The 12,355-nt window shown below is 69.5% G+C and carries 13 protein-coding genes; 6 read left to right on the forward strand and 7 right to left on the reverse strand.

Features of this window, described 5'->3' with window-relative positions:
- Window positions 1-57: 57 nt before the first annotated feature.
- From D8Y23_RS03555 to D8Y23_RS03565, 3 genes are all read right to left on the reverse strand, one after another.
- Entirely contained in the window at window positions 58-375 is a 318-nt protein-coding gene (locus D8Y23_RS03555) for a hypothetical protein (protein ID WP_128216801.1), read from the reverse strand.
- 515 nt (window positions 376-890) lie between these two features.
- Window positions 891-1,514, reverse strand: coding sequence for a hypothetical protein (locus tag D8Y23_RS16710; protein ID WP_164878126.1), 624 nt, complete (start codon window positions 1,512-1,514; stop codon window positions 891-893).
- 109 nt (window positions 1,515-1,623) lie between these two features.
- Window positions 1,624-3,531 (reverse strand): alpha-amylase family protein, encoded by a 1,908-nt coding sequence (locus tag D8Y23_RS03565; protein WP_128216867.1) that lies wholly within the window; start codon window positions 3,529-3,531, stop codon window positions 1,624-1,626.
- 85 nt (window positions 3,532-3,616) lie between these two features.
- Here D8Y23_RS03565 and D8Y23_RS03570 point away from each other — a divergent pair, with 85 nt between their 5' ends.
- Entirely contained in the window at window positions 3,617-4,561 is a 945-nt protein-coding gene (locus tag D8Y23_RS03570; RefSeq protein ID WP_128216802.1) for a DMT family transporter, read from the forward strand.
- A 22-nt stretch (window positions 4,562-4,583) separates the two neighbouring features.
- On the opposite strand, the gene D8Y23_RS03575 is transcribed toward D8Y23_RS03570, so the two are convergent.
- Window positions 4,584-5,153 carry a nitroreductase family protein gene (locus D8Y23_RS03575; RefSeq protein WP_164878127.1) on the reverse strand — a complete coding sequence of 190 codons (570 nt, stop codon included), beginning with the start codon at window positions 5,151-5,153 and terminating at the stop codon, window positions 4,584-4,586.
- A complete protein-coding gene (gene msrB, locus D8Y23_RS03580; RefSeq protein WP_128216803.1) occupies window positions 5,150-5,557 on the reverse strand; it encodes a peptide-methionine (R)-S-oxide reductase MsrB in 408 nt (135 codons plus the stop codon). Before msrB ends, D8Y23_RS03575 begins: the two co-directional genes overlap by 4 nt.
- A gap of 72 nt (window positions 5,558-5,629) precedes the next feature.
- On the opposite strand from msrB, the gene D8Y23_RS03585 reads away from it, so the two are divergent.
- The 5 genes from D8Y23_RS03585 (at window position 5,630) to groL (ending at window position 9,635) form a co-directional block, all read left to right on the forward strand.
- Window positions 5,630-6,622 (forward strand): DUF2332 domain-containing protein, encoded by a 993-nt coding sequence (locus tag D8Y23_RS03585; RefSeq protein WP_128216804.1) that lies wholly within the window; start codon window positions 5,630-5,632, stop codon window positions 6,620-6,622.
- 9 nt (window positions 6,623-6,631) lie between these two features.
- Window positions 6,632-6,886: a DUF3263 domain-containing protein gene (locus D8Y23_RS03590; protein WP_128216805.1), complete on the forward strand. Its 255-nt coding sequence runs from the start codon at window positions 6,632-6,634 to the stop codon at window positions 6,884-6,886.
- Window positions 6,887-6,921: 35 nt separating this feature from the next.
- On the forward strand, window positions 6,922-7,506 hold the full coding sequence (locus D8Y23_RS03595) for a LytR C-terminal domain-containing protein (RefSeq protein WP_128216806.1): 585 nt from the start codon (window positions 6,922-6,924) through the stop codon (window positions 7,504-7,506).
- Between the two features lie 131 nt (window positions 7,507-7,637).
- Window positions 7,638-7,841, forward strand: a complete 204-nt coding sequence (locus tag D8Y23_RS03600; protein WP_128216807.1) for a cold-shock protein — start codon at window positions 7,638-7,640, stop codon at window positions 7,839-7,841.
- A 174-nt stretch (window positions 7,842-8,015) separates the two neighbouring features.
- Window positions 8,016-9,635 carry a chaperonin GroEL gene (gene groL, locus D8Y23_RS03605; RefSeq protein ID WP_128216808.1) on the forward strand — a complete coding sequence of 540 codons (1,620 nt, stop codon included), beginning with the start codon at window positions 8,016-8,018 and terminating at the stop codon, window positions 9,633-9,635.
- Between the two features lie 145 nt (window positions 9,636-9,780).
- Here groL and D8Y23_RS03610 read toward each other — a convergent pair whose 3' ends face one another.
- Both D8Y23_RS03610 and D8Y23_RS03615 read right to left on the reverse strand, forming a co-directional pair.
- The gene (locus D8Y23_RS03610; protein WP_240663758.1) at window positions 9,781-11,523 is read right to left on the reverse strand and encodes a sensor histidine kinase; all 1,743 of its coding nucleotides are present in this window, start codon (window positions 11,521-11,523) and stop codon (window positions 9,781-9,783) included.
- Window positions 11,524-11,597: 74 nt separating this feature from the next.
- The gene (locus D8Y23_RS03615; RefSeq protein ID WP_128216810.1) at window positions 11,598-12,290 is read right to left on the reverse strand and encodes a response regulator transcription factor; all 693 of its coding nucleotides are present in this window, start codon (window positions 12,288-12,290) and stop codon (window positions 11,598-11,600) included.
- Between the last annotated feature and the right edge of the window lie 65 nt (window positions 12,291-12,355).

The raw sequence follows: 12,355 nt of genomic DNA on the forward strand, positions 1-12,355 counted from the left end.
CCCCCCCCCCCCCCCCCCCCCCACAGCGCGTGCGGGAGGGGCATTCGCGGGTTGGGCTCAGGCGGCGGTGCAGCCAGTGAGCGCAGATGTGACGGTGGCATCGAACTTGGCGCCGGTGCCGGTGTATCCGTCTGGAAGGGTGGTGGTGGCGCGCAGTGTCCACCGCACGGTGGTCGACAGGGTCGTGCGAAACGCGATCGTCGCCCCGGCCGGGAGCTCTGTCGTGAGCGTGAACAGGGTGCTGGTGCTGCTGAGGCGGGTCTGTGTGGCGTAGCCCGAGGGTGTGGCCGAGAACACACCGATATTCGCGACCCCCGTGCCGGAGATGGCGAGGGTGGTGCCGACCGGGAGGGGAGCCTCGGGGCTAGCAGTCAAAGTGAACCCTGGTCCGAGCACGCCTGTCGCGCCGCACGAGCCGTTGAGCATATAGGGACCGGCATCCACTGTGGAGGCGGCTGCGGCCGGTGCGGCGACAGCAAGCGCAATGACAGGCAGTGTCCATGCCGCCCCTTTGATGAGGGTGCGATGGTCGACGCCGTTGCGCGCGAGATCGACGACAGGTGAGAGCTCAGTCGTGTGATTTTCCCGTGATAGCGGAGACATGCCCAACCGGCAGCCGACTGCACCCCCCTGGTGCGTCAGCTACATCGCCACCCCGTGAGGCCGAGTATGCACGAGGAGCGTGCCGGCCGAGTGACGGCTTTCGCATTTTGGCCGAGCGCCTCGGGCAGATGCGAGAGGGCATCGTGCCCGACTCTGCCGCGGGATCCTCCGAGGTCTCTGCGGGCTCGATATCCAGGCCAGAGGGACATTCCGGGATGCGGCGGGGCATGAAGTAGCCCGAACGGGGGTTGCAGGTTCACGTCCTGTAGCCGGCACCCGGGCCGTTCCTATTTGCGCATGAGCCAGATGCGTTTGCTCACGGCTTTGTCCGCGAGGGGCGGGTCCGACACGGTCCCGTCGTAGCGGAAGCGGACGGCTGCGTAAGCCCCTTTCGGCGGCAGATCGTCGACCGTCACCGGCCACAGCCGTTTCGCGGTGTCTCCGGGCTGGATCTCGACGTAGAGCCGCTCGGACCTACGGGTGTACGGATGCGTGCGATCCGGGTCGGGGTCCCAGGTCGGAACGCCGATCGCGGTGGCCCAGGGGCGATCACCGATACCCTCGACGTACGCGCTGCTGCCGGGTGCGTCGAAGGCGTCGTACCCGAGAGCGGTGAAGTCGCCGCCGAACGTCCAGTAGTGGCACGTGCCGGAGTTCGTGATGCGGGTCGGGATCCGCAGGGTGTCGCCGACGGAGACGCGGTAGACCGGCTCGCGTTGGCCGTCCACGGTGCGATAGGCGTCGGGCGTCCGCGTGGGATAGCCGGCGATGGTGACATCGATCGCGGACCCCGCTTTTCCTGGAACAGCCAGGCAGTCGGGTGCCTCCGCCGCGAACGCCGCTCCCGGGGGGCCGAGAGGAGCGACCGCGAGGACGAGAGCGGCGAGGCCGGCGAGGAGACGAGGGTGCATGGAGTCCTTTCGAAAAAGCTCTCTGCACGCTAAGGCGCCCCGCTGGTCGTGCCCAGCGCTTGCCGGGGGTGGCCCGCTCCGCTACGAGTCCCCGCCAGGGCGAAGGCGGTCAGCGCACCCCCACACGCAGCCACAGCACCCCGTGCGCCGGCACCGTCAGCCCGCCCGCGAGTGCGACGGGCTCGTCGGCGATGAGGTCGACGGCATCCGGTTCCAGTCCCGACAGGGTCAGCGCGTCGATCTCGATCGCGTGGTCGGCGACGTTGGTAAGCACGAGGACCGCCGCGCCGGCGTCGCCCGGGCGCAGGAACGCGACCACCGAGTCGATGTGCGCGTCGAACGCGATGAGCTCGTTCCCGGCGAGCTCCGGTGTCGACCGGCGGACGTCGATGAGCCGCGTCAGCCGCGAGAACACGCGGCCCGCGGGGGTGGTGGCATCCATCCGATCGGCGTAGTTCTGTGCGGGGCGGTGCGGGCGGTGCACCCACCGGCTGTCGCCGGCCTCGGCGGGGATGCGGCGAAAGGAGTAGTCGTTGAGCTGCGCCACCTCGTCGCCCAGATAGAGCAGGGGGATGCCGCCCGTGGACAGGGCCAGGGCATGCGCGAGGATCACGCGGTCCTCGCCGCCCGCGTCACCGGCCTCGATCCCGGCGAGCGAGGCCGTCGTGCCCGCGATGCGGGCGTCGCCGGTCCGCTCGTTCTCCTGGAACGGCACGCCGCGCGAGAACGACCCCTCGACGCGTCCGACGTAGAAGTCGTTGAGGAACCGCCGGTGGGGATACCCCTGGATGCCGAGCTCTTCGGCATCCTCGTCGGCGAACGTCCAGCCGATGTCGTCGTGACTGCGTACATAGTTCACCCATGCGGTCCCCTCGGGCAGGGCGTGTCGGTGCTCGAGAGCCTGCTGCAGCAGGCGCCCGTCGCGGGTCGCGAGCGCCTCCCAGGTGAGAGCCATCTGCAGCGGGTTGTACGACAGCTGGCACTCCTCGGGGGAGATGTACGAGATGACCTCGTCGGGGTGCACGATCGCCTCGGACTTGAACAGCAGGCTCGGCGCCGCCATGCGCAGCACCGCGTTGAACGCCTGCAGGAGGAGGTGCGCCTCCGGCAGGGACTCGCACGACGTACCGAGGCGCTTCCAGATGAAAGCCACGGCATCCATCCGCAGGATCTCGACGCCCTGATTCGCGAGGAACAGCATCTCGCCCGCCATCGCCTCGAACACCGCGGGGTTGGCATAGTTCAAGTCCCACTGGAAGTGGTAGAACGTCGCCCAGATCCACCGGCCGTCCGGGAGCTGCACGAACGAGCCGGAGTGGTCGTCGGGGAAGATCTCGCGCGTCGTCCGCTCGTAGGCGTCGGGCATCTCGCGGTCGGGATAGATGAGGTAGAAGTCCTCGTAGCCCGCGTCGCCCGCCACCGCCTTCTGCGCCCACGCGTGCTCGTTGCTCGTGTGATTGAAGATGAAGTCGACCACGAGCGAGATACCCGCGCGCCGCAGATCCGCGGCGAGGTCGGCGAGCTCCTCCATCGTGCCCACGGCCGCGTTCACGCGCCGGTAGCTCGACACCGCGTAGCCGCCGTCGCTGTTTCCCTCGGGGCTCTCGAACAGCGGCATGAGGTGGAGGTACGTCAGCCCCAGTTCGCGGAAGTACGGGATGGACTCCCGGATGCCGCGGAGCCCGCCGGCGTACCGATCGGCGTAGCAGACCCCGCCGAGCATCCGCTCGCTCTCGAACCAGTCCGGAGTGCTCGCGCGCTCGCGATCCACTTCCTTGAGGCCCGCGGGACGCTCGGCCCACGATCGGCGCGCAAGATCGACGACGGATGCCAGACGCTCGAGGCCGTCGGGTCGGTCGCCGTAGAGCCGGCGGAACAGGTCGTGCAGCCGGGGGAGGTGCAGCTCGACACCGGCGAGGAACTCGCGGTCGGCTCGCGTGGCGGTGAGCTGGGACAGGATTCCGGAGACGTCATCGGGACCGGCGCTGAGGTGGGGCACGCGGAAAGCCTCGCGCATGCGAGCCGTCCGGTCCACACCGGCACGCGGGCACGTACGATCGACGACGGCGCGCGACGCGAGCGGTGCCCGGAGAAGAGGATCCATGTCTCAGCGACGATTCCCCGGGATCGCCGTTCTCGGGGCCGTGCCGATCGGCGCGCTCACGGCAGTGCAGGCGCGCGTGAACGGATCGCTCGGGGCGGAGCTCGGCGACGGCGTGCTCGCGGGCGGCATCTCGTTCGGGTCGGGACTCGTCGTGGTGCTGATCCTCGCGGCCGTTCTCCCGGCCGGCCGTGCCGGCCTGCGGCGTCTCGTCGCGGCGGTGCGCGAGCGTTCCGTCCCGGGCTGGATGCTGCTCGGTGGTGTCGCCGGGGCGTTCACGGTCGCCAGCCAGGGGCTCGCCGTCGCCACCATCGGCGTCGCACTGTTCACGGTCGGCTTCGTCGCGGGCCAGACCACCGGCGGGCTGCTCCTCGACCGTTTCGGACAGGGTCCTGCCGGAGTCGTCCCGGTGACCGTGCGCCGCGTCATCGGCGCGCTGCTCGCGCTCGCCGGGGTGGCCGTCTCGCTCCTGGGCGACCGGGTGGGTGGCATCCCGGTGTGGATGCTCGTCGTCCCCGTGATCGCCGGCGCGGGCGTCGCGTGGCAACAGGGCACGAACGGGCGACTGCGTCTGCGGGTGCAGAGCCCGCTCGCGGCCACCGTGGTCAACTTCGCCGGTGGCACGGCGGTGCTCGTCGTCGCCGCGCTCGTGCACGGCGCCATCGTCGGCGCGCCCCGCGCGCTCCCCGCCGATCCCTGGCTGTACCTCGGCGGCCCGATCGGCGTCGTCTACATCTTCTTGTCGTCGGTGATCGTGCAGCGCACGGGCGTCCTGGTCCTGGGCCTCGGCTCGGTCGTGGGACTGCTCACCACCTCGGTGGTGCTCGACGCCCTGTGGCCCGCGCCCGCGGCTCCGCCGACGCCGCTCGCCATCCTCGCCGCGGCGGTGGCGATCGCCGGGGTCGTCGTCGCGGCGGTGCCCTGGCGCCGCCGGCGATCACGCTGAGGGCACCGCCGCCACGTCCGGGTCAGAGTCGCGTCTCGTCGACCTTCCGCCGCTTCTTGCCGCTCGGCATGCGCGAGAGGTGTTTCGCGGCATCCACGGTCTTGCGCCGGGTCTCGCGTGAGCGGATCGGCTTGCCCCCGACGTACAGCCACCCGAGGAGCACCTCGCCCTTCGACAGGCCGTGCGCCTTCGCGAGCACCCTGCTGCGGGTGTTGTCATCCGTGCGCCAGAAGACGCCGAAACCGGCTTCGTCGAGCGCGAGACTGAGCATGTGGGCGACACCGGAGGCGACGGCCTCCTGCTCCCAGGCCGGGATCTTCTTGGAGCGAAGATCTGCCACCACCGCGATGATAAGCGGCGCGCGTCGGGGCTTTGACGACAGGCCCTTCTTGCCGTCCGCCTTGTTAAGCGCCCGCGCGAGGACATCGCGGTCGTCGCCACGGATCTCGATCAGTCGCCACGGCCGCAGCGACTTGTGATCAGCGACGCGGCCGGCCGCCGCGACGAACGCCTCGAGCTCGGGCCCGGTCGGGGCGAGGTCGGTGACCTTCGACCACGACCGGCGGTCGCGCATCGCCTCCAGCGCGCTCATGCCTCGTCGGCGGGGGTGAAGTTCAGCGACAGCGAGTTCATGCAGTAGCGGTCACCGGTGGGCGTACCGAATCCGTCGGGGAAGACGTGGCCCAGGTGCGAACCGCAGTTGGCGCACCGGACCTCGGTGCGCTTCATGCCGTGGCTGTCGTCCTCGAGAAGCTCGACCGCCTCGGGTCGCACCGACTCGTAGAAGCTCGGCCATCCGCAGTGCGAGTCGAACTTGGTTCCGCTCTGGAACAGCTCGGCGCCGCAGGCGGCGCACTCATAGAGGCCGGCGCGGCTCTCGTCGAGCAGCTCGCCGGTCCAGGCTCGTTCGGTGCCGGCCTGGCGCAGGACCGCGTACTGCTCGGGGCTGAGCTCGGCCCGCCACTGGTCGTCGGACTTCTCGACGGCGTAGGTCATGAATCGTCTCCTTCTTCCCCTCCATTGTCTCGCCTCCGGAGACAGCGGCGGCCCGGACGGCATAATCACCGGGTGGACCAGGATGCCGTGACCGCCGTCGTCGCCCGCTACGGGCGGTTCGCCCGCGAGGAGGCGCCGGGGCGTTCTCCTCTTTACGAGGAGTGGGCGCGGCGGGTCGCCGTCGATCCGGACATCGCTGGGGTCCTGGCCCGGATTCCGGACACGCACCGCCAGCCCCCGCTCGTCTTCGCCGTCCTGCGCCTGCTCGGGGCGCCCCCGGCGACCGGCGATCTCTGGGCCGACTGGGTCGCGTCACACGCGGATGCCATCGTCGCCGAGTGCGGTCGGCGGACCGTGCAGACCAACGAGCCGTTGCGCTGCGCGGCGCTGCTTCCCGCGCTGTCGCTCGTCGACGGTCCGATCGCGCTGATCGAGATCGGCGCGAGCGCGGGCCTGTGCCTGTACCCGGACCGCTATTCGTACCGGTTCCGCACGCCGCACGGCGCCGTCACGCGCCTCGACCCGGCGGAGGGGGCGAGCGCCGTCGTCCTCGAGTCCGAGGTGGAGGGCGAGCCTCCGCTGCGGCTGCCCGAGATCGTGTGGCGGGCGGGCATCGACCTGCATCCGCTCGATGCCCGCGACGACCGCGACCGCGCCTGGCTCACCGGCCTGGTGTGGCCGGGGGAGGAGGGGCGGCGCGAGCGGATCTCCGCGTCCCTGGACATCGCCGCGGACGACCCGCCCCTGCTCGTCGCCGGCGACGGGGCCGCGGCCCTGCCCGACCTCGTCGCCCGCGCGCCGCGCGACGCCACAGTCGTGGTGACGACACCGGGCGTGCTCGCCCATGTCCCGCGACGGCATCGCGGAGACATCGTCGCCGCGGCCCGCGCCGCCGGGCGGTGGGTGACCCTGGATGCCATCGGCCTCCACGACGCGTGGAACGCGACGCCGGCGTTGCGCCCGGGCGGCTTCGCCCTCGCGCTCGACGGCGACGTTCTCGCCAGCGTCGATCCGCTCGGTGCGTGGGTGGCGTGGCATCCGGGATCCGCGTACCGCGCGCAGTAACGTTCTCGCGTGCCTCTCTCCGACCGCGACCGCGCCTTCCTCGCTTTCGAGGGCGAGTGGCGTCGCCACGGTGGGGCGAAGGAAGAGGCGATCCGGGCCGAGTTCGATCTCGCGCCAGCCCGCTACTACCAGCTCCTCGGCCGGCTGCTCGACGATCCGGACGCTCTGGCGCACGAACCGATGCTCGTGCGGCGCCTGCGACGCCGCCGTGACGACGCGGCCGCCCAGCACCGTGCCCGCCTCGGGCGCGCGGCGTCGCGCTGACGGGTCGCTCAGCCGTCGCCGGATAGCATCGTCCAATGCCCAGAACGACCTTCCCGCGGGATCGCTTCGACGAGATCCCGGCCGGTACGGGCCGCGTCGGCGCCCATCGGGCCGAGCGGCCGCGATCCCGCAGCTGGCTGGTCTTCCTCTGGGCGGCGCTCGCCACCGTCGTGCTCGTCATCGTCGGCATCTTCGGCGTGCTCCTGGCATCCGGTCGGATCTCGCCCGCCTCCGACCCCGCGCCGACGCCCACCGTCGCGGAGACGACCCCGGCCGCCATCGACACCTCGTACACGGTCGTCGTCCTGAACGGCACCGCCGAGGAGGGGCTCGCGGGCAACCTGCGCGACCGGATCGTCGCTCTCGGGTGGCCGGGCGACAGCGTTCAGACCGGTGACTCCGACACCACCGACTTCGCCACCACCACGGTGTACTACCGAGCTCCGGAGGACGAGGCGGCCGCACGCGGTCTCGCCGAGGCCATCGGCGGGGCGAGTGTCGCCGAGAGCGACTTCCTCCAACCCACCGACGACCCGGACACCGCCGACGACGAGGGCGCCGAGAAGCGCCTGATCGTGGTGATCGGGCTCGACCGTGCGGCCGGTCAACCTTCGTCCTGACCCCCGGCGCCCCCCGTGTTTCCGCGGCGTAAAAAGTTGGATGCCGCCGTGTCAACAATGCTTTCCGCGGCCGGAACGGCGGGGGTGCGCGTGCTTACGATGACCTCGTCGTTCAGCAACAGGAGATTCGCATGACGCAGGGCACCGTCAAATGGTTCAACGCCGAGAAGGGTTACGGCTTCATCACCGTGACGGACGGGCAGGACGTCTTCGTCCACTACTCGAACATCGAGATGTCGGGTTTCCGCGTCCTCGAAGAGGGGCAGTCCGTCGAGTTCACCGTCGGTTCCGGACAGAAAGGTCCGCAGGCCGAATCGGTCCGCCTGATCGCCTGAGTCCCGTCGCCTTCACGCGCGCCGCGGCCCTCCGTTCTCGGAGGCCGCGGCGTCGTCGTGTCACGCCGTTCGTGTGGCTTGCACTCACCAGGGGCGAGTGCCAGAATGAGTTAGCACTCGCTTTCGTCGAGTGCCAAATCTGGAAGTCACCCGTCCGGGAGGGACGACACACTTATGGCAAAGATCATCGCTTTCGACGAAGAGGCCCGGCGCGGTCTCGAGCGCGGCCTCAACACGCTGGCCGACGCCGTCAAGGTGACCCTGGGCCCTCGCGGTCGCAACGTCGTGCTCGAGAAGAAGTGGGGCGCTCCCACCATCACGAACGACGGTGTCTCGATCGCCAAGGAGATCGAGCTCGACGACCCGTTCGAGAAGATCGGCGCCGAGCTGGTCAAGGAAGTCGCCAAGAAGACCGACGACGTGGCCGGTGACGGAACCACCACCGCGACCGTCCTCGCTCAGGCGCTCGTTCGCGAGGGCCTGCGCAACGTCGCCGCCGGCGCCGACCCGATCTCGCTCAAGAAGGGCATCGAGAAGGCCGTCAAGGCCGTCACCGACGAGCTGCTCGCCTCGGCCAAGGAGGTCGAGTCGAAGGAGCAGATCGCTGCGACCGCGTCCATCTCCGCCGCCGACCCGGCGATCGGCGAGCTCATCGCCGAGGCCATCGACAAGGTCGGCAAGGAGGGTGTGGTCACCGTCGAGGAGTCCAACACCTTCGGCACCGAGCTCGAGCTCACCGAGGGCATGCGGTTCGACAAGGGATACATCAACCCCTACTTCGTCACCGACCCGGAGCGCCAGGAGGCGGTCTTCGAAGACCCCTACATCCTGATCGCGAACCAGAAGATCTCCAACATCAAGGACCTTCTGCCCATCGTCGACAAGGTGATCCAGGAGGGCAAGGAGCTCCTCATCATCGCCGAGGACGTCGAGGGCGAGGCTCTCGCGACGCTCGTGCTCAACAAGATCCGCGGCATCTTCAAGTCGGTTGCCGTCAAGGCTCCCGGCTTCGGCGACCGTCGCAAGGCGCAGCTGCAGGACATCGCGATCCTCACCGGCGGCCAGGTCATCACCGAAGAGGTCGGCCTCAAGCTCGAGAACGCCACGGTCGACCTGCTCGGCCGTGCGCGCAAGGTCATCATCACCAAGGACGAGACGACCATCGTCGAGGGTGCCGGTGACTCCGCGCTGATCGAGGGTCGCGTGACCCAGATCCGCCGCGAGATCGAGAACACCGACAGCGACTACGACCGCGAGAAGCTCCAGGAGCGCCTCGCCAAGCTCGCCGGTGGCGTCGCCGTCATCAAGGCCGGTGCAGCCACCGAGGTCGAGCTCAAGGAGCGCAAGCACCGCATCGAGGACGCCGTGCGCAACGCCAAGGCGGCCGTCGAAGAGGGTGTCGTCGCCGGTGGTGGTGTCGCGCTGATCCAGGCCGGCAAGACCGCTCTGGCGAACCTCGAGCTCGTGGGTGACGAGGCCACGGGTGCGAACATCGTCCGCGTCGCCATCGAGGCCCCGCTCAAGCAGATCGCGCTCAACGCCGGTCTCGAGCCCGGTGTCGTCGCGAACAAGGTCTCGGAGCTCCCCGTGGGCCACGGCCTCAACGCGGCGACGGGCGAGTACGGTGACCTGTTCGCGCAGGGCATCATCGACCCCGCCAAGGTGACCCGCTCGGCGCTGCAGAACGCCGCGTCGATCGCCGGTCTCTTCCTCACCACCGAGGCCGTCGTCGCCGACAAGCCCGAGAAGGCCGCGGCTGCGCCCGCCGACCCCACCGGTGGCATGGACTTCTGATCCACGCCGAGGCAACACGTCAGAACGCCCCCTCCTTCGGGAGGGGGCGTTCTCGCGTCACCGGGAGGGGCTGACTTCGGACGAAGGTCCGTGTGGGCGGGGCCGGGGCGGTCAGATGGCTCCGGTCGACGAGCGCGGGCGACGGTCAGGACGTTGCGGTGTCGACGTCGGCGCGGACTTCGTCGGGAAGCCGCTCGAGCGGCTGCGTCGTGATGAGCGCGTGTTCGCTGGCATCCCGTCGCTCGGCGAGCGGCAAGGACACACGGAACGTGGCACCACCGCCGGGTGTGTCGAACACCTCGACGGTTCCGTGCAGAAGGTCGACGATGGATGCCACGATCGACAGGCCGAGTCCGGACCCGCCGGTCTCGCGCGTGCGCGAGGTATCGGCGCGCCAGAAGCGCTGGAAGATCTGCTCGCGGATCTGCTCGGGCACGCCCTCGCCGTGGTCGATGACTTCGATCCAGCCCATGTCGCTTCCGGCATCCACTCCGACCCGCAGGTCGATCGGGGAGTCGTCCGGAGTGAATCGTCGGGCGTTGCCGAGCAGATTGGCGACCACCTGCCGGACGCGGTTCTCGTCGCCGAGGACGATCGGAGCGAGGCGGGCGGCCCGGCGGGGGCGCGTCGTGGTCTCAGCGGCGGTTCCGGAGGCATTCCCCACCTCGCCCGAGGCGGGGTCGGCGGCCGTCTCCCGCCTGCGGCGCAGCCGTGACAGCGTTGCACCGGCGATCGCCATCGCGGAGGTGGTCGGGGCGCTCCGTCGCCGGCCCGACGAGGACGAGGGGTCCTCGGCAGTGGGCTCCGCGTCGAGCGTCATCACCGGCAGCACGATGGCGGCGCGGCTCGTGGTGTCGTCGACCGTCACCTCGCGCTGCGGGGACGTGACACGCAGGTCGAGCGCGGCATCCCTCGCGATCGGACGCAGATCGAGGGCGGTGATCGCCACGTCGCGTCGCTCGTCGAGGCGTGCGAGGGCGAGGAGGTCCTCCACCAGCGCGCCCATCCGGATCGCTTCTTTCTCGATGCGCTCCATCGCCTGGGCGACGTCTTCATCGGAGCGGATCGCTCCCATGCGGTAGAGCTCGGCGTACCCGCGCATCGTCACGAGCGGAGTGCGCAGTTCGTGGCTCGCGTCACCGATGAAGCGGCGCATCTGCCGCACCGTGGCATCCCGTTGATTGAGGGCGCCGTCGATGCGGGCGAGCATGGCGTTGATGGCCGCCTTGAGCCGGCCCACCTCGGTGTCGGGGACGATATCGGTCAGGCGCTGACTGAAGTCGCCCGCGGCGATGTCCATCGCCGTCGTCTCGACCTGGCCGAGGCTGCGGAAGGTCAGTGTCACCAGGGCGCGGGTCAGTAGGGCGCTGGCGATGAGGATCAGCAGCGCGACGAAACCGTAGATGCCGACGTAGGCCGCGACGATCCGGTCGGTCGGGGCGAGAGGTTGCACGACCATCTGCGTGTAGATGCCGTTGTTCCCCGGCACCTGGAGCAGCCCCACGCGTGCGAGGAAGTGCTGACCCGAGACCGGGTCGTCGAGTTCGATGCGGCGATCGACCTGGCTGTAGGTCTGCTCGACCGTGAAGGCCTCGGGCAGCTCGGGCACGGTCTTCATGGACGTGCCGTTGTAGAAGGCCACGCGCTGGCCGTCGGGTCCGTACACCACCACCATCGACCCGATCTGCGGGGCGTTGTCGACCTGCGTGAAGGTCAGCTGACCGTCGACGTCGTTCGTCACGAAGATGCTGTTGGCGATGTTGCCCGCCGCCTGCTGGCCGAGCTGCTCATCGAGGTTGTTGATGAGCGTCGTGCGCAGGAACACCAGCGTGCCGATGCCGGCAGCGATGAGTCCGACGGCGAGCAGCGTCACCGTGACGCCGGTCACCTTCGTGCGGAGGCTGAGCCGGCGCCACCAGTGCGTCAGGGCATCGTCGGTGTTCTCCAGGATGGCTCTCCCGCTCAGGCGGTCTTGCCGGACTTCAGCATGTAGCCGAAGCCTCGCTTGGTCTGGATCAGGGGCTCGGACGAGTGCGGGTCGATCTTCCGACGCAGGTACGAGATGTAGCTCTCGACGATGCCGGCATCCCCGTTGAAGTCGTACTCCCAGACGTGATCCAGGATCTGCGCCTTCGACAGCACACGGTTCGGGTTGAGCATCAGGTAGCGCAGGAGCTTGAACTCGGTGGGGCTGAGGTCGATCGAGACGTCGCCGACGCTGACGTCGTGCGTGTCCTGGTCCATCGTGAGCTCGCCCGTGCGGATGACCGACTCCTCGTCGGCCTGCATCGTGCGGCGAAGGATCGCCTGGATGCGCGCGACGATCTCATCGAGGCTGAAAGGCTTCGTGACGTAGTCGTCGCCGCCGGCGTTCAGGCCGGTGATCTTGTCCTCCGTCTCGTCCTTCGCGGTGAGGAAGAGGATCGGGGCGGTGTACCCCGCCCCGCGCAGACGCTTGGTCACGCTGAACCCGTTCATGTCGGGCAGCATCACGTCCAGCACGATCAGGTCGGGTTCCTCCTCGAGGACCGCCGAGATGGTCTGGGCGCCATTTGCGACGGCTCGGACCTGGAATCCGGCGAATCGCAGGCTCGTGATGAGCAGGTCGCGGATGTTGGGTTCGTCGTCCACGACGAGGATGCGCGGTGCTGTCATGCGCCCATTATCGTGACTCCACTCAAGGAACCGCTGGATATCGCGAGAAACGCCGCGTGCTGATA

This window comes from Microbacterium enclense, assembly GCF_004022425.1.
Classification (GTDB): Bacteria; Actinomycetota; Actinomycetes; order Actinomycetales; family Microbacteriaceae; genus Microbacterium; species Microbacterium enclense_A.

Coding starts and splice junctions, on each gene's coding strand:
- D8Y23_RS03575 (WP_164878127.1), bottom strand. CDS start 5,153: ATGAGCGCGCTGGAGGCGATGCGCGACCGCCGGTCGTGGTCGAAGGTC.
- D8Y23_RS03595 (WP_128216806.1), top strand. CDS start 6,922: ATGCCCAGAACGACCTTCCCGCGGGATCGCTTCGACGAGATCCCGGCC.
- D8Y23_RS03570 (WP_128216802.1), top strand. CDS start 3,617: ATGTCTCAGCGACGATTCCCCGGGATCGCCGTTCTCGGGGCCGTGCCG.
- D8Y23_RS03565 (WP_128216867.1), bottom strand. CDS start 3,531: ATGCGCGAGGCTTTCCGCGTGCCCCACCTCAGCGCCGGTCCCGATGAC.
- groL (WP_128216808.1), top strand. CDS start 8,016: ATGGCAAAGATCATCGCTTTCGACGAAGAGGCCCGGCGCGGTCTCGAG.
- D8Y23_RS03600 (WP_128216807.1), top strand. CDS start 7,638: ATGACGCAGGGCACCGTCAAATGGTTCAACGCCGAGAAGGGTTACGGC.
- D8Y23_RS03615 (WP_128216810.1), bottom strand. CDS start 12,290: ATGACAGCACCGCGCATCCTCGTCGTGGACGACGAACCCAACATCCGC.
- D8Y23_RS16710 (WP_164878126.1), bottom strand. CDS start 1,514: ATGCACCCTCGTCTCCTCGCCGGCCTCGCCGCTCTCGTCCTCGCGGTC.
- msrB (WP_128216803.1), bottom strand. CDS start 5,557: ATGACCTACGCCGTCGAGAAGTCCGACGACCAGTGGCGGGCCGAGCTC.